The organism is Bacillus sp. FSL R5-0439 (assembly GCF_038008805.1).
Taxonomy (GTDB): Bacteria; Bacillota; Bacilli; order Bacillales; family Bacillaceae; genus Bacillus; species Bacillus safensis.
In genome coordinates, this window is the sequence record NZ_JBBOZW010000001.1 from 1631812 (window position 1) to 1654011 (window position 22200).

A 22200-nucleotide genomic window follows, 5' to 3' on the forward strand; every position below is an offset into this window, starting at 1 on the left:
TGTGATTGAATCATGATGAGGTGAAAAAAATGAATTTCGGAAATATCGCAACAGCTATGATTACACCTTTTGATAAAAAGGGCAACATCGATTTCCAAAAGCTATCAATTCTCATTGATTATTTATTAAAAAACGGCAGTGACTCCTTAGTCGTTGCAGGGACAACAGGCGAATCGCCAACTTTATCGAATGAAGAAAAAGTCGCTCTTTTTCAGCAATCGGTCAAATTAGCAAATGGTCGTTGTAAAATCATTGCAGGAACAGGCAGTAATAATACAAATGCGTCTATCAAACTAACGAAAAAAGCAGAAGAAGCGGGCGTTGATGCAGTGATGCTTGTCGTACCTTATTACAACAAGCCATCACAGGAAGGCATGTATGCACACTTTAAAGCCATTGCCGAGTCTACATCTCTTCCTGTCATGCTTTACAATGTACCAGGAAGAACGGTCGCTTCATTAGCACCAGAAACAACGATTAAGCTTGCGCAAATACCTAACATTGTTGCCATCAAAGAAGCAAGCGGCGATCTTGATGCCATGACAAAAATCATTGCTGAGACGCCAGAAGATTTCGATGTATATTCAGGGGACGACAGCTTAACACTTCCGGCTGTATCTGTTGGTGCAAAAGGAGTTGTCTCTGTTGCGTCTCATATCGTAGGGCTTGATATGCAGCAAATGCTGAAAAGCTATGCTTCAGGCCAAACAGCGAATGCAGCATTGATCCATCAAAAGCTGCTTCCAATCATGAAACAGCTTTTCTCAGCGCCAAATCCAACGCCTGTCAAAACAGCTCTTCAGCTGAAAGGACTAGACGTCGGATCTGTTCGTCTTCCGCTTTTGCCTTTGTCAGAAGAAGAGAGACTGGATTTAAGCAGCGTTTTAAACAGCTGATCAAAACAAAAGATTTCGTAAGCGGTCATTCTCAGATGTCCCTGAGTATGACCGTTTTTTATACATAAACACTTTCTTAAAATGTGACTTCATCTTGTTTTCTAAAATTAGATTCAGTTATAATAGCATTAAGCGATGATGGACGGGCTTGAGACTAGGAGGATAAGAATTTTGAAAAAGAAAAATACAGAGAACGTAAGAATTATTGCACTCGGAGGCGTTGGAGAAATCGGAAAAAACCTATATGTCATTGAGATTGACTCTGACATATATGTAGTAGATGCAGGTTTAATGCATCCAGAAAATGAAATGCTGGGCATTGACGTCGTCATTCCTGATATCTCTTACTTAACAGAACGTGCTGATCGGGTGAAAGCAATTTTTCTTACCCACGGACATGATGAAGCAATCGGAGGCGTATTCCATTGCTTGAGCAAATTGTCTGTACCAGTCTACGGAACGAAGCTGACCCTTGCGTTACTTCGAGAAAAATTAAAGCAGTATGGCTTCAATCAAAAAGCTGATTTGCGTGAGGTACATGCAAAATCAGTCATTACTTTTGAAACAACAAAAGTATCATTCTTTAGAACGAATCACAGCATCCCTGATTCAGTTGGGATCAGCTTCAAAACCTCTCTTGGTTCAATCGTATGCACAGGTGATTTTAAATTTGATCAAACCCCAGCGCTTAACCAAGCCTGTGACATCGGAGAGATTGCGAAAATTGGAAACAATGGCGTTTTAGCACTACTTTCAGACAGTGCAAATGCTGAAAAACCAGGCTATACACCTTCTGAGGCGCTCGTCCAAGACGAAATCTCAAATGCGATGTACAATGCTGAAAATCGTGTGATTGTTGCTGTGTCTTCATCTAATATTAACCGCGTGCAGCAGATCATTAATGCAACCAATCAAAATGGCCGTAAGCTTGCCGTTGCAGGGAAGAATATGATGACAACCCTTCAGCTGGCGATCAAGCTTGGTTATGTGACAGCAGACGAAGAATTATTTGTACCCGTTCAAGAAGTGAAGAAAATGGCGAAAAACGATGTGGTCATCCTGACTGCTGGAAGCCACGGAGAGCCGCTTGCTGCTTTAACAAAAATGGCAAAGCAAAATCACAAACAGCTTCATATTGAAAAAGATGACACTGTCGTGATTGCATCTACACCACTTCCTGGACAAGAACTCACATACTCTAAAACAGTGGATTTCCTCACAAGAAGCGGAGCACAAGTCATTTTTGCACAAAAACGTGTGCATGTATCTGGACATGGCTGCCAAGAAGAGTTAAAGCTTATGCTGAACTTACTAAAACCGAAGTATTTAATTCCGGTGAATGGCGAATATCGTATGCAAAAAGCACATTCTCGTATTGCCGAAGAAGTAGGTATGAAACGTAGCGACATTTTCTTGATTGATAAAGGAGATGTGGTTGAGTTTAGAGGACAGAACGTCAAAATCGGTGAAAAAGTTCACCAAGGGAACATTTTAATCGATGGTCTTGGCGTTGGTGATATCGGAAACATCGTGCTACGCGATAGACGCCTGTTGTCTCAAGACGGCATCTTGATCGTTGTCATTACGCTCGATAAACAAAAGAAACAATTAATTTCTGGACCTGAAATCATCACAAGAGGATTTGTCTATGTAAGAGAATCCGAAGAGCTGATTGTGAAAGCAACAGAAATGGTCAAAGGGATTGTCAAAGAGCAAACGGAAAACTCAATTGTTGAATGGTCAACATTGAAACAATCCATGCGCGATGTTCTCAATCAATTCCTATATGAAAAAACAAAACGTAAGCCGATGATCATTCCAATTATTATGGAAGTGTGATGAGAAAAGCCCAAAGAGTATAAGCTCTTTGGGCTTTAGATTATTGACAAAGTGCTAAAATGAACTTTATTTTAGCACTTTGTCTTCTTTTTAGCGTGATAGAAAACCTTTGCAGTCTAGAAAGGACGAGCACCGGAGCGGAGCGAATTTGACATTCGTGAGCACCGAAGCGCAGGACTGCGGGCGAATGCGAGGGTTTGTCTACACGCTAAGCCCAAGGAGCATAAGCTCTTTGGGCTTTTTTGATGTAGCGTGAGGAATGCGGATGGAATATGGGCTATTTGTTCATAATAGGAGAAGAGTTTGAGGAAAGGATGGAGACAAATGGACGAAAAGAATGAACAGCAGCCTGAGCGAAAGCCAGAAGAAAAAGACAGCATTATGAGCAAAATACAGCAGCTTGGTGAAACAGCCGTTCCGCAGCTGCCGCAAGATACAAATATCCATTGCCTCACCATTATTGGACAAATTGAAGGCCATATGCAGCTTCCACCACAAAATAAAACAACCAAATACGAACATGTCATTCCACAAATCGTAGCCGTTGAACAAAACCCGAAAATAGAGGGCCTTTTGATCATTTTAAATACAGTAGGGGGAGATGTTGAAGCGGGACTCGCAATTGCAGAAATGCTTGCTTCTTTATCAAAACCAACTGTTTCGATTGTGCTTGGCGGCGGCCACTCGATAGGTGTCCCGATTGCTGTATCGTGTGACTATTCGTATATTGCCGAAACAGCCACGATGACCATTCACCCTGTGCGATTAACAGGTCTTGTCATTGGTGTTCCGCAAACCTTTGAATACTTAGATAAAATGCAGGAAAGAGTTATTAACTTTGTCACAAGCCACTCCAACATTACAGAAGAGAAGTTTAAAGAGCTCATGTTCTCCAAAGGCAATTTGACAAGAGACATCGGAACAAATGTCGTTGGTCATGAGGCAGCGGAATACGGACTCATGAATGAAGTCGGCGGTGTAGGACAAGCGATTAAAAAGTTGAATGAACTTATCGGAGAAAGGGCATCTCAAAACGAGGGGCTGATCCAATGATTTTATATACGCCTATGCCATATGAAGCCATTTACGCTGAGGAACGGGGAGAACGTAAACTCCAGCAGGTAAACATTCAAGGTGTGCCAGTGATGGTTGAAATGAAAGAAGATGAAGCAGAAATCGTTCAGGTCATGAGCACCAATCCTATGGATTTTCTCAATCAAGAGCTTGCACCAGGCAAGCGATTGAAGTTACATTTAGGCACCAATCAAACCGACTCATATGAATGATTCTATGCTATAATAAAGGGAAAACTTACAACAAGATGCAGCCAAAACCAGGCTGCTTTCTTTCTGATCTTTCGGTAGGTTATATTTTCTTTCGTAGTAAGGTGATGAGTATGGCTAAAAAGAGAAAACGGAAAACGAGAAAAAAACAAAATAAACAGCTAAAACTGAAATATGAATTAAATGGGTTAGTCTGTATTGCCATAGCGATCATTGCCATTTTACAGCTGGGCGTTGTTGGACAAACCTTTGTACATCTATTCCGATTCTTTGCAGGTGAATGGTTTATTCTCTGCCTTATCGGATTATTTCTTTTTGGTGTGACGATTTTCTGGAAAAAACAAATCCCAGATATTTTGACAAGAAGAAAAGCAGGTCTCTACTGCATCATTGCGAGTATCTTGCTTTTGTCACATGTGAAGCTTTTCCAGCATCTTTCATCTGCTGGCGTCATTGGCTCTCAAAGTGTAATTAGAAATACATTTGAGCTTTTCTTGATGGATATGAAAGGTGAAACAGGGTCATCTGATTTAGGAGGCGGCATGATCGGAGCTGTATTGTTTGCTGCTTCTTATTTCTTATTTGCGCAAGCAGGCTCGCAAATCATGGCGATTGTTCTGATGCTGATTGGAATTGTTCTGATTACAAACCGATCCCTGCAGGAAATGGTGAAAAAAGTGACGATTCCTGTATCACAATTTATGGTGAAGCAGTGGAAGGCGTTTGTTGAAGATATGAAAGGAATCAGGCAGGCGAAAAAGAGCGCGTCCTCTCAGAAAACAGGTGAAAAGAAAAAACGTTCACGCATTCAAGAACAGGACGAGGATGATCTGATCTTGATCGAAGAGGAAACGCCGTCTTCTGAGAATAGCCAGCCGATTATTTCAAGCTTTGCAGACAGAGATGACATTCTCACCCCGCCCGTTCAAAAGAAGCAGGCGGCAAAAGAGACAGAGCCTCTTCAAGAGTCTGTGCAAAGTGCACCAGTTCAATCAGATACAGCTGATGAACCAAAAGAGGCACCGCCGATGACATTTACAGAACTTGAAAACAAAGATTACGAATTGCCATCACTTGATATTTTGGCAGAGCCGCAGCATTCAGGTCAGCAAACAGATAAGAAAAATATATATGAAAATGCAAGAAAGCTTGAAAAAACATTTCAAAGCTTTGGTGTGAAAGCAAAAGTCACACAGGTTCATTTAGGTCCAGCTGTGACCAAATATGAAGTATATCCAGATGTTGGCGTGAAGGTCAGCAAAATCGTCAATCTAAGTGATGATTTAGCACTCGCCCTTGCAGCAAAGGACATTCGAATTGAGGCGCCGATTCCTGGTAAATCAGCCATCGGGATTGAAGTTCCGAATGCAGAAATCGCTATGGTTTCATTAAAAGAGGTATTAGAATCGAAGCAAAATGACCGTCCAAATGCTAAGCTCCTTATTGGCTTAGGCCGCAATATCTCGGGTGAAGCCGTGCTTGCTGAAATGAACAAAATGCCGCATTTACTTGTAGCAGGTTCGACTGGAAGCGGAAAAAGTGTGTGTATCAATGGCATTATCACAAGTATTCTCATGAGAGCGAAGCCTCATGAAGTGAAAATGATGATGATTGATCCAAAAATGGTTGAATTAAATGTGTATAACGGCATTCCGCACCTTTTGGCACCTGTCGTAACAGACCCTAAGAAAGCTTCTCAAGCACTTAAAAAAGTAGTCAGCGAAATGGAACGCCGCTATGAATTGTTTTCTCATACGGGGACAAGAAATATTGAAGGATACAATGATTACATTAAACGAATGAATCAAACAGAAGATGCCAAACAGCCAGAGCTTCCTTATATTGTTGTCATTGTAGACGAGCTTGCTGATTTAATGATGGTGGCTTCCTCTGATGTGGAAGACTCCATTACAAGACTTTCTCAAATGGCTCGTGCTGCGGGAATTCATTTGATTATCGCCACACAAAGACCTTCTGTCGATGTCATTACAGGTGTCATTAAAGCCAATATCCCGTCCCGCATCGCCTTTAGCGTATCCTCCCAAACAGATTCAAGGACGATCCTTGATATGGGGGGCGCAGAAAAGTTGCTGGGCAGAGGGGACATGCTGTTTTTACCTGTTGGTGCAAACAAGCCGGTTCGTGTGCAAGGCGCCTTTTTATCAGATGAAGAAGTGGAACATGTTGTTGATCATGTGATCACACAGCAAAAAGCCCAATACCAAGAGGAAATGATTCCAAGCGAAGAAACGCAGGATCAGCTTGCAGCTGTGGAAGATGATCTATATGATGAAGCAGTTGAACTGATCATTGGCATGCAGACGGCTTCTGTCTCTATGCTGCAAAGAAGGTTCCGCATTGGTTATACCCGGGCAGCACGTCTCATTGACGCAATGGAAGAGCGAGGCGTTGTAGGCCCATATGAAGGAAGTAAACCAAGAGAGGTTCTTCTCTCAAAAGAACAATATGACGAGCTCTCTTCATAAGTTGAAGAGAGCTTTCGTGAAAATCAGTAAACGATAGTATGATTATGTTAACTGGATGTCAGACTATTTATTTATTTGCAAAAACATGATATAGTTATGTTCAACTTATCTCGGAATAGAGATTTCTCATCTTATCATTTGCATTGATTAGACGGAGGGAAAACATGTCGACCAAAACAGACAATCGCCATTTATATTTGAAAGTGATTGACCGTATTAAAGAAGATATTCAAACAGGTGTATATGCCGAAAAAGAAAAGCTGCCTTCTGAGTTTGAGCTCTCAAAGCTTTTAGGTGTGAGCAGAGCGACACTGCGTGAAGCCCTTCGTATATTAGAAGAAGAAAAGTATTTAATAAGAAGGCATGGTGTGGGGACTTTCGTCAACTCAAGACCACTTTTTTCGACAGGCATAGAACAGCTGACAAGTGTCACGAAAATGATTGAGCAGGTCAATATGACGCCTGGTACCATCTTTTTATCCTCGCAAGAAGGGGAGCCAACAGAAAATGATGTCATTCGTTTTCAGTGTGATGAATCTGATGGGATTTTTTCAATGGAACGCGTTCGAACGGCAGATGGACAGCCAGTTGTTTATTGTTTAGATAAAATTCCAGTCAAACACCTTCCCGCTTCTTTTACACATGAAGAAGAGTCTCTTTTTGAGCTGTTTGGAAGAGAACCGCACAGTGGGATTAAATATGCAGTTGCAGACATTGAACCAATTGGCTACCACGATCAGGTTTCACCGATTCTAGATTGTGACCCTGAAACGGCGTTATTATTACTCAAACAAATGCACTATGATCAGGATGATCAGCCGGTCTTATACTCCCTCAATTATTTTCGAGCGGATAAATTCAGCTTTCATGTCATACGCAAACGATTTTAAAAAGCAGTCGCTTCCATAGGCGGCTGCTTTTTGTTTGCCATACATAATACTCGTCAAACTTGCCACACTAATACGTAACAGTATATAGAATTGGGTGAATGATGTTGGGCGAGAAAACAGTCAGTAAAAAGAATATCATTGCGTTATCATCAGTCCCTCTAATCATGACACTAGGGAACTCGATGTTAATACCTGTATTGCCAGAGATAGAAAAGAAACTCTCGATCACTTCCTTTCAAGTCTCTCTCATTATTACGGTATATTCGGTTGTAGCAATCTTATGTATTCCAATCGCCGGTTATTTATCAGACCGGATTGGGCGGAAAAAGGTACTGCTGCCGTGTCTTTTAATCGCCGGACTTGGAGGGGCTGTGGCAGCAGTCGCCTCAACAATCATGAAAGAACCGTATATGTGGATCCTTCTTGGCAGGGTCCTTCAAGGTGTCGGTTCAGCTGGAGCGGCACCTGTTGTTATGCCATTTATAGGAGATTTGTTTCATGATGATGAAGAGGTCAGTGCGGGACTTGGCGCCATTGAAACCTCTAACACAGCGGGAAAGGTCCTAAGCCCGATTATTGGGGCACTTCTTGCTTCATGGTTTTGGTATGTGCCGTTTTGGTTCATTCCGTTCTTTTCGGCCATCAGCTTTCTCATGGTACTGTTCATGGTAGAGTCGGCGAAAAAAGAGGAGGACCCGCCTACATTTAAAGAGTTTTTAAAAGCAACAAAGACCATTTTTAAGCATGAGGGACGCTGGCTTTATGCCATTTTTGCTATTGGCGGTTTTATTATGTTTCTTCTTTTTGGTGTGCTTTTTTACTTATCCGATAATCTAGAGGCGGCTTATCAAATAAAAGGTGTCAAAAAAGGGTTTCTGCTGAGTATTCCGCTCCTTTTTCTATCAATCAGTTCCTTCGTTGCTGGAAAAACGATTGGAAAAGAAAAAGGCAAAATGAGGATCTTTTTAATCGCAGGTATGGCTTTGTTATCACTTTCTTATATTTTTTTATGGTGGAATCACAGCTTTTACGTATTGTTTATCTGTTTAAGCATTGGCGGTGTTGGTATCGGTATTGTGCTGCCTGCACTTGATGCGCTGATTACAGAAGGAATTGAAAAAGAACAATGCGGTACCATTACGTCATTTTATAGCAGTATGCGTTTTATCGGTGTTGCTTTAGGACCTCCGATTTTTGCCTATCTTATGGATAAAGGGGACTCCATTGTTTTTATTCTCTCGACCATTTGCAGTCTCATTTCACTATTTTTGGTCCTCTTTTTCATCCAGCCAGATGAAGAGGATGAGAGTGAACAATTGAAAACAGTTTAAATATAGAAAAAAGACGGCATTTTGCCATCTTTTTTCTTTTTTATAAATTGACATGTAAAATTTTGATAGTTAAACTAATGTATAGTAATATCTTTTAAATTATCCCAAATTGGAGGTGTTCAAAAACATTCATTTTCTGTCTTTCTTTAGGCAGAAATTGAGCTCGCGTGCTGATGATGGAGATGTGTTTCTTCAACACGTAAGGACAATTGAATAGGTCATCCTGCCATTTGAAGGAGACGCAGTCAGCACTTCAGACACGCTCAAATACAGCAAATTGATTGATGAACTAGAAGGAGCTTGAAGCAGCTATGTTGCAAATAATTAAAGCAAGATGGATTGTATTAGTGGTGTGGATGATAACAGCTGTGATTCTGTTTATTACTGCGCCCAATTTAGAGGAATTAACAAGAGAAAAAGGGCAATTAAAGGTTCCGGAGGGGACACCAACAGCTGAGGCACTTCACCTATTGGATAAGCTATCAGATAAGAACGGGAAAAAAGATACAGGTGTGCTTGTATTCTCCGAACAACATCTGTTCCCTGCGAAAGAGCAGGAATTAAAAAAGGCTTTAGCTGCACTCATGACACATGCCCCAGAACTCCACATTGACGGAATTACTTCATATTTTCATGTAGATCCGGACATTCAAAAACAACTTTTATCAAAAGATAAAAGTACACTTCTTGTTCCATTCAAATTCGACCACTACGAAACAAAAGCTGTGAAGATTAAAGAACAAATTGAGGAAGTTTTAAAGCCCTATCATGTCTCATATGAAATAACGGGTCAAAAATTTGTGGATTCAGATGTCATTAAAAGCTCTCAACAAGGTCTGAAGAAAACTGAACTTATCACGATGATTTTTATTTTCTTTATTTTAATAATTGTTTTCAGATCGATATTGGCACCTGTTGTTCCGCTCATTACGATAGGCATTTCTTACGCTGTCAGCCGGTGTATTGTGGCTTTTCTTGTAGAATATACACAATTTCCTCTATCTAATTTTACTCAGATTTTTATGGTAGCCATTATGTTCGGTATCGGAACAGATTATTGCATCCTGCTGTTAAGCCGTTTTAAAGAGGAGATCGGTCAAGGCCGTGATGTCAAAGAGTCGATTATCGTCACGTATCAATGTGCAGGGAAGACGGTATTTTTCAGCGGCTTAGCCGTGTTAGTCGGCTTCTCAAGTATTGGATTTGCTAAATTCCAATTGTATCAATCAGCCGTTAGTGTTGCCGTTGGAGTGGGCGTTCTGCTGATTGCCCTTGTTACCATCGTTCCCTTTTTTATGTCTGTTTTCGGAAAATCTCTATTCTGGCCATCTAAAAGAGAAAACATCCGGCACCCGCAAAGTAAAATGTGGGAATGGGCTGGGCGCTTTTCATTTAGAAGGCCGCTGATCAGCTTAGGTTTAGTCGCTCTTATTACGGTGCCTCCTATTCTGATGTACGACGGCACCCTATCTTATAACAGTTTAAATGAAATTGGGAATAAGTATGAGTCAGTGTCTGCATTTAATACGATATCAGAGCAATTTGGCTTTGGTGAAGCGCTGCCTCTGAATGTGCTTGTTGAAAGTGACAATAAGCTAGATAATCAAAAAAAGATTGTGATCATTGAAAAACTGACCCGTAAATTAAATGACATTGACGAAGTCAAAACAGTCCGCAGTGTCACGCGCCCTGTTGGAGACGGACTGAGCCAGCTTTATGTCACCTCTCAAGCGAAAGAGCTAGGAGGAGAACTTGGCAAAGGACATGAAGGAATCGGGAAAATTTCTGATGGCTTGACAGAAACAAATCTGGCCCTTCTCAAACAAAAACCAAAAATTGAAGAATCCGCTCAAGGCATTGACAAGCTGATTGATGGAACGAAAGCAATCAAAAGCGGTATCGGAGAAGTCAGGGAATCCCTTATCTCTTTAGAAGATGGGGTGAGGCGCAGTAAAGATGGCGTCGGTACGATTCGAAGTAAAATCAAAGAAGCGAAAAAAGAATTAGAGCAAGAATATCGCAGCAGTGAAACGATGATTCAAGAGCTAGAGCAAGTGGTGAAAACACTGGAACGCCATGCGAAATCGAATCAGCAGCTGATGACAACCATTAAGAAAGTAAAGAAATCTTATGAAAATCTATCATTTGAAGCACTAGAAAATCGTCTTCCAGAAGTAAAAGACATGGAAGAATATAAAGAAATCAAGAAAGTATTCAAAGAAACAAAAGGAATGCTTGATCAAGCAGGGGATCAAATGAGTGTATATGAAGAGGAAGCCTCTCACTTTAAGCAAAAGATCAAGCAGGCAGATCAAGTGATTCAAACCTTATCAAGCAAGCAAAAAGAAGTAAAACGCCAAGTGCAAGCGCTCATGGATGGGCTTGATCAAATTTATGACGGTCTTGACCAAACAAATGAGGGCCAAAAACAATTGATTAAAGAAATGCCTAAAATTGAAGATGGTGCAGAGAAGTTGACAGACGGCCAAAAAGCCATCAAAAAAGGATTTGGCCAGCTTTCATCAAAACTTACATTATTAACAGATGGATTAGATGAAAGTATTGAAGGGCTTGAGCAGGTCAAAAGCGGCTTCACCGAGGCTGACGGCTACTTAAAGCAGCTTCAGCAAGCGCCAGATGAAGAAATAACAGGCTGGTTTATTCCAGAAGAAGTGCTGAAACGCCAAGAATTTAAGCAAATCTTTCATACGTATATGTCTCCAGATCGTAAATTAACGACTTTTGAAGTCATCCTAAATGTGAATCCATATAGCAATGAAGCGATGAAAGGTGTCGCAAAAATTGAGGAAACCCTCGATCAATATTTACCTGTAAGTGGACTCAAAAATGCCAAATACGGTGTATCTGGTATCTCAAGCTTAAATGTGGACTTAAAAGAAACGTCTGACGGTGACTTTATTCGAACTGTCATCTTCATGTTAATTGGTATTTTTATAATTTTAATTATTTTATTACGGTCAATCGTTATGCCGATATACTTAACACTTTCACTGATTTTAACGTATTTTACATCGATCGGGTTAACAGAATGGATCTTTAAAACATTTTTTGGCTACGATGGTGTCAGCTGGGCTGTCCCATTTTTCAGCTTTGTTATTCTTGTGACACTCGGGATCGATTATTCCATCTTCCTCATGGATCGTTTTAATGAATGGAAGGGAGAGCATGTACAAGCATCGATGATATCAGCGATGAGAAATATGGGTTCTGTCATTATTTCTGCAGTGGCCATTTTGGCAGGTACGTTCGCCGCTATGCTGCCATCGGGAGTATTATCACTTGTTGAAATTGCAACGGTCGTACTCATTGGACTTTTATTATATGCTTTTGTTGTATTGCCGCTCTTTATTCCGGTTATGGTTCGTATTTTTGGTAAATGGAATTGGTGGCCGTTTAGAACGAAATAATGACTGGCGTCTCTGCTATGAGCAGAGGCGTTTTTATTTCCTATCCTTTCCTCTGATTGATATAATGTCTATTAAATGGCTGTTTCACGTATATATCAGCTATGTTCTAATACATAATAAATAGGATGAACAAAGGAGGTTTCTCATGACGTACTTACAAGAGAAGACACTGGACACACCTGGTCTTCATACTCATATTGTCAAAACAGAAAAATTTAAAACCGTGACAATCCTTTTTAAAATGCTTGCACCGTTATCCAAAGATGACGTCACCATGCGTTCTCTTTTCCCGCATGTGTTGTTAAGAGGAACAGAAAAGATGCCGAAAACAGGTGCATTGCGTGCTTATTTTGATGAGCTCTATGGAGCAACCGTTTCGGCAGACATGGCGAAAAAAGGTGAGAATCACATTATTACCTTCCGTCTAGAAATGGCGAATGAAAAATATCTAAAGGATCAAACTCCTTTACTAGAAAAAGGGATTGCCTTACTATCTGACCTATTATTCCACCCGTATGTTGAAGATGGGGTGTTTAGTCAATTATATGTAGATCAAGAAAAACGCACGTTAAAACAGCGAATTCAGGCAGTCTATGATGATAAAATGCGTTATTCAAATTTAAGACTCGTGCAGGAAATGTGTAAAGGTGAACCATATGCACTGCACGTCAATGGTGAAATGGAAGACATCGACGCAATCACCGCTCACTCGCTCTTTGAAGCTTATGAGCATGCGCTTCAATCAAACCAGCTTGATCTTTATGTAGTAGGAGATGTTGACGAACAAGACATCAGCCGAATGGTCTCCCAATACTTTAAAACAAGTGAAAGAGAACCGATCAAACAACAGACTGAATCAGCAAGACCTCAAAATGAACCAAAAGAAGTCATTGATGAAGAGGACGTAAAACAAGGCAAACTGAACATCGGCTTTCGCACACATACAACGATTGCAGATAAAGATTATCCGGCGCTGCATTTGTTTAATGGTATATTCGGCGGTTTCTCGCATTCTAAGCTATTCATCAATGTTCGTGAAAAAGCAAGTCTTGCGTACTACGCTGTTTCTAGACTTGAGAGCTTTAAAGGCTTGATGATGGTCATGTCAGGGATTGAAGTTGGCAACTACCAGCAGGCAGTAGACATCATCAAAGAACAATTTGAAGCGATGCAAAAAGGTGATTTTTCTGATGAAGCAATTGATCAAACAAAAGCAGTCGTCAAAAACCAGCTGCTTGAAACGATCGATACATCTTATGGGACAGCAGAATATTTATATCAGCATGCCGTTGTGCCAACTGGGGAAACCCTTGATTCCTTTTTGGAAGCATTAGACCGAGTGACAAAAGAGGACATCATCAAAGTGGGTCAGAAAATCGAGTGGGATACGACCTATTTTCTTAAAGGAACGGAGGGTGCTTCATGACAGTGAAAACAATTCAATTCGATCAGCTGCAAGAAACGGTCTATCACGAAAAAATGGAAAGCGGACTTGACGTCTATGTGCTGCCAAAGCAAGGGTTTAACAAAACCTATGCGACCTTTACAACAAAATATGGCTCAGTTGATAATGAATTTGTGCCGCTTGGCAAAGAAGACATGATTCGAGTGCCTGACGGAATTGCTCATTTCTTAGAGCATAAGCTGTTTGAAAAAGAAGATGGAGACGTGTTTCATACCTTTAGTAAACAAGGAGCATCCGCAAACGCTTTTACTACGTTTACGAGAACGGCTTATTTATTCTCAAGCACCTCAAATGTCGAACAAAATCTTGAGACACTTATTGATTTTGTTCAGGAGCCTTATTTTACTGAAAAAACAGTCGAAAAAGAAAAGGGTATTATTGGCCAAGAGATTAACATGTATGACGACAATCCGGACTGGCGTTTATTCTTTGGTCTGATTGAAAATTTATATCAAGAGCATCCTGTGAGAATAGATATTGCTGGAACAGTAGAGAGCATTGCCCCTATTACAAAAGATCATTTGTATGAATGCTATGAAACGTTCTATCACCCGAGCAATATGCTTCTTTTCGTTGTCGGTCCCGTTGATCCGAAGCAAATTTTAGATCAAGTCAGAGCGAATCAGGCGAAAAAGCCATTTACAGATCAGCCGGAGATCAAACGAAAAGACATCAATGAGCCTGAAGGTGTATATCGGAAAGAATACGAACTACCAATGAACGTACAAGGCTCTAAATGTATGTTCGGGTTGAAAACAAAAAATCCGCATAAAAAAGGAAATCAACTGCTAAAGCATGAGCTTGGGATGAACCTCATTTTAGAGACGCTGTTTGGCAAAAGCTCTTTACAATATGAACAGATGTATGAAAAAGGCTTAATTGATGAAACATTCAGCTACGATTATACAGAAGAAGGCGGCTTTGGCTTCACTTCAGTTGGCGGGGATACAAATGATCCTGATCAACTCGCAAAAGTATTAAAAGAAACCCTTCTTCAAGCAAAAAGCCTCATGACAGAAGAGAAAATTGAGCTTGCCCGCAAGAAAAAAATTGGCAGCTTTTTAAAAGCCATGAATTCTCCAGAATACATTGCGAACCAATTTACTCGATATGCATTCTTAGACATGAGCTTATTTGATGTCGTCACAGTGCTGGAACAAATTCAATTGGCTGATATTCAGCAAATTTTAGATGAAGAAATTGATGAAGAACGGATGTCCGTTTTCAAAGTCGTTCCAAAAACAAAATAAATGTAAAAAGACAAACTCATATCGGCAGAGTTTGTCTTTTTTTATGTTTATTGAAAAAGCCGCTTTATTTGCGAGGATATTCATTGACAATTGTTTTGTTCGTTAGTTAAACTCTTTAATAGTTAAACACTTAAACTAAAAAGGAGCAGCGTATGGAACAAAATAAAATTGCCCAGCTCATCCAGAGGTATACAGATGTCTATCTCATGATGGAGAAAAAAGTATCGAGTATGATCACAGAAAAGCTTGATAAAGAGCTGACGCTTGATCAATATTACTCCCTTCGATACATCAATTTACATCCGGGGTGTACATCAACGGACCTGGCTTATGTATGTAATGTAAACAAAAGTGCTGTAACATCTATGACCAATCGTCTTTTTACGAGAAACTATATTTTTCGTGAACATGATCAAGCTGACAGAAGAAATGTTCACCTGTACGTCACGCCAGAGGGCAAAGATGTAGTCAGCCGAATGGAAAAGCAGCTTCAAGACCTAGTTCGATCTTATTTTGAAAAGCTTGAAGAAAAAGAAATGGAATCATTTATTCAAACATATGAAAAGATCTATCAAGTGATCATCGAAGAGGAGGCACAAAGTACTAATGAGAGCAATCATAAAGGGTAGATGGCTGATCACGATCCTGTGGGTTGTATTAGCGGCAGTGTTACTCATCACCGCTCCTAATATGGCACAATTAACAAAAGAAAAAGGGCAAATTTCTGTACCAGACGGCTATCCGTCCTCATATGCCAATCAGTTATTAAAGAAAATGTCTGAAAACGGGGATACAGAAAAATCAATCGTCATTGTCTTTCAAGAAAAGAACATTGTGAAAGAAAGAGAAACCTCTTTAAAAAAGGCAATGGACATTTTAGAAAAGGATCAAGATCTCCACATAGAGGACATCACTTCTTATTTTGAAGCCAATAAAGATATTAAAAAACAAATGCTCTCTAAAGATCAAACGACACTTCTTGTTCCAGTTACATATGACTCAAACAAAATCAAAGCATCCGATTTTAAAGAAAGAGTCAATGAAAAGCTGAAAAGCTTAAACCTGAAATTTGAAATGACAGGGCAGCCGTTAATTGATGATGATGTTATCACAAGCTCGCAGGAAGGCTTGAAGAAAACAGAATTCATTACGATTGGGTTTATTCTCGTCGTCCTTGTTCTTGTTTTTAGGTCAGCTGTGGCGCCTTTCGTTCCGTTAGTCACAGTGGCACTGTCTTACTTGGTGAGTCAATCGATCGTGGCTTATTTAGTAAAATATGTAGACTTTCCGCTCTCGACCTTTACTCAAATCTTTATGGTCGCGATCATGTTTGGAATTGGAACGGACTACTGCATACTGCTTCTCAGCCGCTTTAAGGAAGAGATCGCACATGGTAAAGATAAAATTGAGGCGATTCTCATTACGTATAAAACAGCAGGAAAGACTGTCTTATTCAGCGGAATTGCGGTTCTGATTGGTTTTACATGTATTGGTCTGGCACAATTTCAGCTTTATAAATCAGCTGTTGCAGTAGCAGTCGGGGTTGCTGTGCTCATTGTGGCCCTTCTCACGATTGTACCGTTCTTTATGGCGGTTTTAGGAAAGGTGTTATTTTGGCCGATTAAAGGCGATATTGCTCATCCGCAGTCAAAAATGTGGGAAACAGCAGGCCGCTTTTCATTTAAGAAACCGCTTTTCAGCTTATTAATCGTAGGAATCATTACACTTCCGCCCATTCTGATGTATAAAGGAACCCTTTCTTATAACAGCTTAGATGAAATTGGTAACAAATACGAATCGGTCAACGCATTCAATACCATTTCTGACAAGTTTGGACCGGGTGAAGCACTTCCGGCAACAGTGATCGTGAAATCAGCTGATGTTTTAGACAACAATGAAGGGCTGATTGCCATCGAAAAACTCAGCCGTGCAATTGAACAAACAGATGGTGTCAGCAAAGTCAGAAGTGCCACCCGTCCTGTCGGTAAAGGGCTGAGTGATCTGTACGTGAAATCACAAGCCAAGGAACTGAACACAGGGCTTGATAAAAGCAATGAAGGATTGAAAAAAATTCAGGATGCTCTCACAACAATGAGTCAATCCATTGAGGATCAAACGCCGCAAATCAAATCATCAGGAAAAGGGATTAACCAGCTGATTTCTGGTACAGAATCAGTGCAAACAGGCATTCAAAATGTTGAAAAACATTTAAGGGATTTGCAAGACGGAATTGATCAAAACAAAAAAGGTGTAGCAGCCATTAAAGATGAAATCAAAGGTGCGAAAAAGGAATTAACGGCTCAAGTCGCACAAGTGAATCAGCAAGTTTCGCTGTATAAAAGCATTTCTAAAGAACTAAAGGCGGCGTTAGCGCAAGTGGATACATCATCCTCTGCCGCAGCAGATGTAAAAGCGTTAATCAAACAAGCAAATACACAATTTAGTACACTTGAAAAGCAAATCCCGCAGGTAAAAGAAAATCAATCGTATCAAGCGATCAAAGCTTCGTACAATGAACTTTCTGCGACCTTGCAAGAAGGGGCGAAACAGGCAGACAGCTATGCCAAACAAGCGAAAGAAGCTAGAAAGCAGCTTGAGGCAGCTGATGCCTTTATCGCAAAAGCTTCAGAGCAGCAAAAAGTCTTGACTAGTCAAATCGATGAACTCATTGCTGGCTTAGATGCAGTTGAAACTGGACTGGATCAAACGTCTAAAGGCCAAGGACAATTAGCTGATAATATGCCAAAGCTTGCAAATGGAGCGGGCGACATCATTAATGGTCAAAAGCAAATGAAAGAAAAGATTGGCGGCTTTGGGGATGATCTGACAAAGCTGACAGATGGCCTGAACAAAAGTGTTAATGGACTGGAGAAAATTTCGAGCGGCTTAATGGGTGCAGGTGACTACTTAGATGAACTGAAAAATGCACCAGATCAAGACATGGCCGGCTGGTTTATTCCAAAAGACGTCTTAAAAAATAAAGCGTTCAAGCAAGTATTTGATTCATACATGTCAGATGATCGCAAGATGACAAAAATTGATGTCATTTTAGAAAAAAATCCATATGGAAATGAAGCTCTGTCAACAATAAAACAAGTGGAAGCTTCTGTTGAGCGGGCACTTCCTGAAACAAACCTAAAAGATGCGTCATTTGGCGTCTCAGGTGTATCAAGTATGAACGCTGATCTGAAACAGCTGTCAGACCAAGATTTCAATAAGACGGTGCTTTATATGATGATTGGTATTTTCCTTATTTTGGTGATCTTGTTCCGTTCGCTTGTTATGCCGCTGTACTTGGTAGGTTCACTCATATTGACTTACTTTACAGCAATCGGTATAACAGAATTTATTTTCACCCATTTCTTCGGATATCCAGGCATTAACTGGGCTGTACCATTCTTTGGATTTGTCATATTAATGGCGCTCGGAGTCGATTATTCGATTTTCTTAATGGAGCGATTCAATGAATACAAAACAAAAGACATCCAGTTTGCCATGACCGAATCAATGAAAAATATGGGGTCTGTCATTATGTCTGCTGCTGTTATTCTGGCAGGAACATTTGCTGCAATGCTTCCATCAGGTGTGCTGTCTCTCTTGCAGATTGCAACACTTGTCCTCACAGGACTTTTATTGTACGCACTCGTTGTGTTACCATTGTTCGTACCTGTAATGGTGAAATTGTTCGGATCAGCCAACTGGTTCCCATTTAAACGAAAAGAATAGGTATCCCATATAGAAAGAAGGAATCAATGTGATGAGTCGTTGGGCGCTGATAACAGGTGCCAGTGGCGGGATTGGGCAGGCAGCAGCCAAAAAGCTTGCCCAAGAAGGCTGCAACCTAATGCTTCATTATCATAAAAATGAACAGGCAGCTGTGCGCCTCGCCGCTCATTTGGATGAGGCATATCACATTCAGACGCATGTCGTTCAAGCAGATTTAGCTATAACGGGCGGAGCAGATGAGCTTGTCAGCCGCCTGCCGCTCTGTCCAGATATACTTGTTTTAAATAGCGGCAGGAGCCATGTCGGATTGGTGACAGACACAGAAAAAGATGTATTAGCCAGTATGGTGCAGCTTCATGTCACAAGTCCATATGAGCTTACCCAATCCCTTTTACCTGCCATGATCCAAAAGAAAGCAGGCCATATCATTGCGGTCAGCTCGATATGGGGAGAAACGGGAGCATCGTGTGAAGTGCTGTACAGCATGGTCAAAGGTGCGCAAAATGCTTTTATAAAAGGATTAGCAAAAGAGCTTGCCCCAAGTGGAATTAGAGCAAATGCTGTCTCACCAGGTGCTGTCAAAACAGACATGATGAGTAGTTTTACGCAGGAAGACATCGCAATGCTGGAAGAAGAAATCCCGCTTGGCCGGCTTGCATCGCCTGAGGAAGTTGCAGATGTCATTTGGTTTCTCGCCTCAAAACAGTCAAGTTATATCACAGGTCAAATTTTATCTGTTAATGGCGGCTGGTACTGTTAAAAAACGTGTATAATTCGCCTCTCCATGACAAAAGCTATGGCTGTAATTCATCTTTTCGAATGGAGGAATCGACATGTCTGTACTTGAGAACTGGGACCATTGGAAAAACTTTTTAGGTGATCGCTTAAATCATGCGCAGGATAAAGGTTTAGAAGATGAGACCATCAATAACCTTGCATATGAAATTGGCGGATATCTAGCTAACGAAGTTGAGGCAAAGAACGAGCAGGAAAGAGTACTTGCTGACCTTTGGAGCGTTGCATCAGAAGATGAGCAGCGTGCCATTGCAAATATGATGGTCAAGTTAGTTGAAAATAATAGCTCGCACTAAACAAAAAGAGGGGTCGTTTGTGCCTCTCTTTTTATTTTAACCGTTTCACAACATTGTGCTTTCTAAAAATGTGAAAATGCTTTATGATAAAGGAAGGTAAAAATTTGCCACAATGAAGGGGGTAATATCATTTGGCAAAGCTCGAATGGTATTTTGAATATGAGATACAGGTAAACCGTCCCGGACTTTTAGGAGACATTTCTTCTCTAATGGGGATGCTTTCAATTAATATTGTGACAATCAATGGTGTTGATGTATCAAGACGCGGAATGCTTTTACGCTGTGACCACACAGATCAAATTAAGCGGCTTGAATCAATTTTAAATACAATGGAAACGATAAAAGTAACGAAATTAAGACAGCCAAAGCTTCGTGACCGCTTAGCTGTTCGTCATGGAAGATACATACAGCGTGATGCGGATGACAAAAAGACGTTCCGTTTTGAAAGAGACGAGCTCGGTCTTCTTGTTGATTTTATGGCTGAACTCTTTAAAAAAGAAGGACATAAATTGATTGGGATTCGCGGTATGCCGCGTGTCGGAAAAACAGAATCAATTGTGGCTTCAAGTGTTTGTGCAAGCAAGAGATGGCTGTTTGTATCGTCTACTCTTTTGAAACAGACGATCCGAAGTCAGCTGATCGCAGATGAATACAGCCCAGATAACGTCTTTATTATTGATGGAATTGTGTCGACAAGAAGAGGTTCTGAGAAGCATTTGCAGCTTTTAAGGGAAATTATGAGACTGCCGGCAACAAAGGTGGTCGAGCATCCAGACATCTTTATTCAAAATTCAGAATATACAATGGATGATTTCGACTATATCATTGAATTGCGTAATAGCGCAGACGAAGAGATTACATATGAACACGCTGAAGAACCACAAGTGTTTGATCATTCTGGTTTTTCTGGCTTCGATTTTTAATATGGTAATGGTAGGTGTTTGTTTTGACTGAATTGGGAAAACGGCTCGTTGAGGCCAGAGAGGAAAAAGGGATGTCGCTGGAGGATCTTCAGACGGTTACCAAGATCCAAAAGCGCTATTTGCTAGCAATCGAACAAGGAAACTATGATATTATTCCAGGTAAATTTTACGTCAGAGCGTTTATTAAACAATATGCCGAAGCCGTTGGACTGAATCCTGAACAATTGTTCGAAGAGTTTCGTAAAGATGTTCCAAGCACGTACAATGATGAAGTATCTGATAAATTATCGAATATTAAGCCGCAAAGAGAGCTGCCAAAGCCTGCCTCGAAAGTGCTTGAACTATTGCCGACAATTTTAATTATTGGAGGCATCATTGTGGTCATCGCCATCATTTATGTGATCGTGCAGGCGGTCAATCATGATAGCGGACAGAAGAATAATCAGGCGGCCCCTCAGCAATCAGAATCTAAATATGAAGTATCTGAGGATTCATCTCTTGCAAAAGATCAAAAGAAAAAAGAAAAAGCTTCGTCAGATGATAAAGAAAAATCATCTAAAAAAGATGATTCATCAAAAGACAATGAAACGGTCTCTTTAAAGGCGACGAATACAGAAGGCTCAACGACAACGTATGAAGTATCAGGTGCTGACGAAATGGAGTTAACCATTTCTGCCTCGCAAGCTTCATGGCTGCGCGTAAGAGACGAATCTGGAAAAGTGCTGAAGATGGGTGAACTAAAAGATGGCGAATCGTTTAAAACAGACCTTTCTGATCTTTCTCAGGTCGATATCCGTCTAGGCAATGCGTCTGGAATTGATATCAAGGTAAATGACGAGACACTTAAGTACGAATTAGACCCTAAGAATACCATGACACAAAACATTGTGATTGTGAATAAAGGAAAGGAAAAGTCATCTTAAGCAAGTAGATGACTTTTCTTTTGTTCCTACTATTATATATACATAAAAAATTGCATTATTGGAGGATTGAATTTCATGTTTAACTTACCGAATAAAATAACCCTTTCTAGGATCGCCTTGATCCCTGTTTTTATGATCATTATGCTTGCACCGTTTGATTGGGGTGTCGCACGCTTTGGCGACGTCAGCATCGAAGTAACGCACCTTGTTGGAGCGATTCTGTTTATTGTCGCTTCAACAACTGACTGGATTGATGGCTACTACGCACGTAAACTTAATTTAGTGACGAACTTTGGTAAATTTTTAGATCCGCTTGCAGATAAATTGCTTGTTTCAGCTGCTTTAATTATACTTGTTCAATACAACCTCACACCGGCATGGATGGCGATAGTGATCATCAGCCGTGAATTTGCTGTAACAGGTCTAAGACTTGTATTAGCTGGAGGCGGTGAAGTAGTGGCGGCGAATATGCTTGGAAAAGTGAAGACATGGGCGCAAATCATTGCGATTTCAGCACTTTTACTGCATAACCTGCCGTTTGAACTTGTATCATTCCCGTTTGGTGATCTAGCGATGTGGGTAGCGGTGTTCTTCACTGTTGTCTCAGGCTGGGATTACTTTGCAAAAAACTGGGAAGCTTTAAAGAATTCTAACTAAAAAGGACGTGTA

General features: G+C 40.6%; 17 protein-coding genes. All 17 read left to right on the forward strand.

Features of this window, described 5'->3' with window-relative positions:
- Positions 1–29 precede the first annotated feature (29 nt).
- The 17 genes from dapA (at position 30) to pgsA (ending at position 22188) form a co-directional block, all read left to right on the forward strand.
- A complete protein-coding gene (gene dapA / locus NST59_RS08245) occupies positions 30–896 on the forward strand; it encodes a 4-hydroxy-tetrahydrodipicolinate synthase (RefSeq protein WP_039178685.1) in 867 nt (288 codons plus the stop codon).
- A 171-nt stretch (positions 897–1067) separates the two neighbouring features.
- Complete coding sequence (gene rnjB / locus NST59_RS08250; protein ID WP_012010007.1) at positions 1068–2735, forward strand: ribonuclease J2; 1668 nt, start codon at positions 1068–1070, stop codon at positions 2733–2735.
- A 324-nt stretch (positions 2736–3059) separates the two neighbouring features.
- Positions 3060–3788 (forward strand): ClpP family protease, encoded by a 729-nt coding sequence (locus tag NST59_RS08255; protein WP_064498475.1) that lies wholly within the window; start codon positions 3060–3062, stop codon positions 3786–3788.
- A complete protein-coding gene (locus NST59_RS08260) occupies positions 3785–4021 on the forward strand; it encodes a YlzJ-like family protein (RefSeq protein ID WP_341040553.1) in 237 nt (78 codons plus the stop codon). Before NST59_RS08255 ends, NST59_RS08260 begins: the two co-directional genes overlap by 4 nt.
- Before the next feature lie 110 nt (positions 4022–4131).
- Positions 4132–6504, forward strand: a complete 2373-nt coding sequence (locus NST59_RS08265; protein ID WP_341040554.1) for an FtsK/SpoIIIE family DNA translocase — start codon at positions 4132–4134, stop codon at positions 6502–6504.
- 164 nt (positions 6505–6668) lie between these two features.
- Positions 6669–7394, forward strand: a complete 726-nt coding sequence (locus NST59_RS08270; protein ID WP_039178693.1) for a GntR family transcriptional regulator — start codon at positions 6669–6671, stop codon at positions 7392–7394.
- A 101-nt stretch (positions 7395–7495) separates the two neighbouring features.
- Positions 7496–8725, forward strand: a complete 1230-nt coding sequence (locus NST59_RS08275; protein WP_247544397.1) for an MFS transporter — start codon at positions 7496–7498, stop codon at positions 8723–8725.
- A 311-nt stretch (positions 8726–9036) separates the two neighbouring features.
- A complete protein-coding gene (locus NST59_RS08280; RefSeq protein WP_341040555.1) occupies positions 9037–12153 on the forward strand; it encodes an MMPL family transporter in 3117 nt (1038 codons plus the stop codon).
- A gap of 145 nt (positions 12154–12298) precedes the next feature.
- Positions 12299–13579 (forward strand): EF-P 5-aminopentanol modification-associated protein YfmF, encoded by a 1281-nt coding sequence (gene yfmF, locus NST59_RS08285; protein ID WP_144491237.1) that lies wholly within the window; start codon positions 12299–12301, stop codon positions 13577–13579.
- Positions 13576–14868 (forward strand): EF-P 5-aminopentanol modification-associated protein YfmH, encoded by a 1293-nt coding sequence (yfmH, locus tag NST59_RS08290; RefSeq protein ID WP_039178701.1) that lies wholly within the window; start codon positions 13576–13578, stop codon positions 14866–14868. The genes yfmF and yfmH overlap by 4 nt, the downstream gene beginning before the upstream one ends.
- A 152-nt stretch (positions 14869–15020) precedes the next feature.
- Complete coding sequence (locus tag NST59_RS08295) at positions 15021–15497, forward strand: MarR family winged helix-turn-helix transcriptional regulator (protein ID WP_039178702.1); 477 nt, start codon at positions 15021–15023, stop codon at positions 15495–15497.
- Positions 15475–18594, forward strand: coding sequence for an MMPL family transporter (locus tag NST59_RS08300; RefSeq protein ID WP_341040556.1), 3120 nt, complete (start codon positions 15475–15477; stop codon positions 18592–18594). The genes NST59_RS08295 and NST59_RS08300 overlap by 23 nt, the downstream gene beginning before the upstream one ends.
- Before the next feature lie 31 nt (positions 18595–18625).
- Positions 18626–19354 carry an elongation factor P 5-aminopentanone reductase gene (gene ymfI, locus NST59_RS08305; RefSeq protein ID WP_144491238.1) on the forward strand — a complete coding sequence of 243 codons (729 nt, stop codon included), beginning with the start codon at positions 18626–18628 and terminating at the stop codon, positions 19352–19354.
- Between the two features lie 73 nt (positions 19355–19427).
- Complete coding sequence (locus NST59_RS08310) at positions 19428–19685, forward strand: DUF3243 domain-containing protein (protein ID WP_024424114.1); 258 nt, start codon at positions 19428–19430, stop codon at positions 19683–19685.
- A 131-nt stretch (positions 19686–19816) separates the two neighbouring features.
- Complete coding sequence (locus NST59_RS08315; RefSeq protein ID WP_003211480.1) at positions 19817–20608, forward strand: DUF3388 domain-containing protein; 792 nt, start codon at positions 19817–19819, stop codon at positions 20606–20608.
- Positions 20609–20631: 23 nt separating this feature from the next.
- Positions 20632–21531, forward strand: a complete 900-nt coding sequence (locus tag NST59_RS08320; RefSeq protein WP_341040557.1) for a helix-turn-helix domain-containing protein — start codon at positions 20632–20634, stop codon at positions 21529–21531.
- A gap of 75 nt (positions 21532–21606) precedes the next feature.
- A complete protein-coding gene (gene pgsA / locus NST59_RS08325) occupies positions 21607–22188 on the forward strand; it encodes a CDP-diacylglycerol--glycerol-3-phosphate 3-phosphatidyltransferase (RefSeq protein WP_047202208.1) in 582 nt (193 codons plus the stop codon).
- The last annotated feature ends 12 nt before the right edge of the window (positions 22189–22200 follow it).

What these genes read in the sequence shown, in the direction of transcription:
- NST59_RS08310 (WP_024424114.1), top strand. Translation starts at nt 19,428, where the DNA reads ATGTCTGTACTTGAGAACTGGGACCATTGGAAAAACTTTTTAGGTGAT.
- yfmH (WP_039178701.1), top strand. Translation starts at nt 13,576, where the DNA reads ATGACAGTGAAAACAATTCAATTCGATCAGCTGCAAGAAACGGTCTAT.
- ymfI (WP_144491238.1), top strand. Translation starts at nt 18,626, where the DNA reads ATGAGTCGTTGGGCGCTGATAACAGGTGCCAGTGGCGGGATTGGGCAG.
- NST59_RS08260 (WP_341040553.1), top strand. Translation starts at nt 3,785, where the DNA reads ATGATTTTATATACGCCTATGCCATATGAAGCCATTTACGCTGAGGAA.
- NST59_RS08300 (WP_341040556.1), top strand. Translation starts at nt 15,475, where the DNA reads ATGAGAGCAATCATAAAGGGTAGATGGCTGATCACGATCCTGTGGGTT.
- NST59_RS08280 (WP_341040555.1), top strand. Translation starts at nt 9,037, where the DNA reads ATGTTGCAAATAATTAAAGCAAGATGGATTGTATTAGTGGTGTGGATG.
- pgsA (WP_047202208.1), top strand. Translation starts at nt 21,607, where the DNA reads ATGTTTAACTTACCGAATAAAATAACCCTTTCTAGGATCGCCTTGATC.
- NST59_RS08265 (WP_341040554.1), top strand. Translation starts at nt 4,132, where the DNA reads ATGGCTAAAAAGAGAAAACGGAAAACGAGAAAAAAACAAAATAAACAG.
- NST59_RS08270 (WP_039178693.1), top strand. Translation starts at nt 6,669, where the DNA reads ATGTCGACCAAAACAGACAATCGCCATTTATATTTGAAAGTGATTGAC.
- dapA (WP_039178685.1), top strand. Translation starts at nt 30, where the DNA reads ATGAATTTCGGAAATATCGCAACAGCTATGATTACACCTTTTGATAAA.
- NST59_RS08255 (WP_064498475.1), top strand. Translation starts at nt 3,060, where the DNA reads ATGGACGAAAAGAATGAACAGCAGCCTGAGCGAAAGCCAGAAGAAAAA.
- yfmF (WP_144491237.1), top strand. Translation starts at nt 12,299, where the DNA reads ATGACGTACTTACAAGAGAAGACACTGGACACACCTGGTCTTCATACT.
- NST59_RS08295 (WP_039178702.1), top strand. Translation starts at nt 15,021, where the DNA reads ATGGAACAAAATAAAATTGCCCAGCTCATCCAGAGGTATACAGATGTC.
- NST59_RS08275 (WP_247544397.1), top strand. Translation starts at nt 7,496, where the DNA reads ATGTTGGGCGAGAAAACAGTCAGTAAAAAGAATATCATTGCGTTATCA.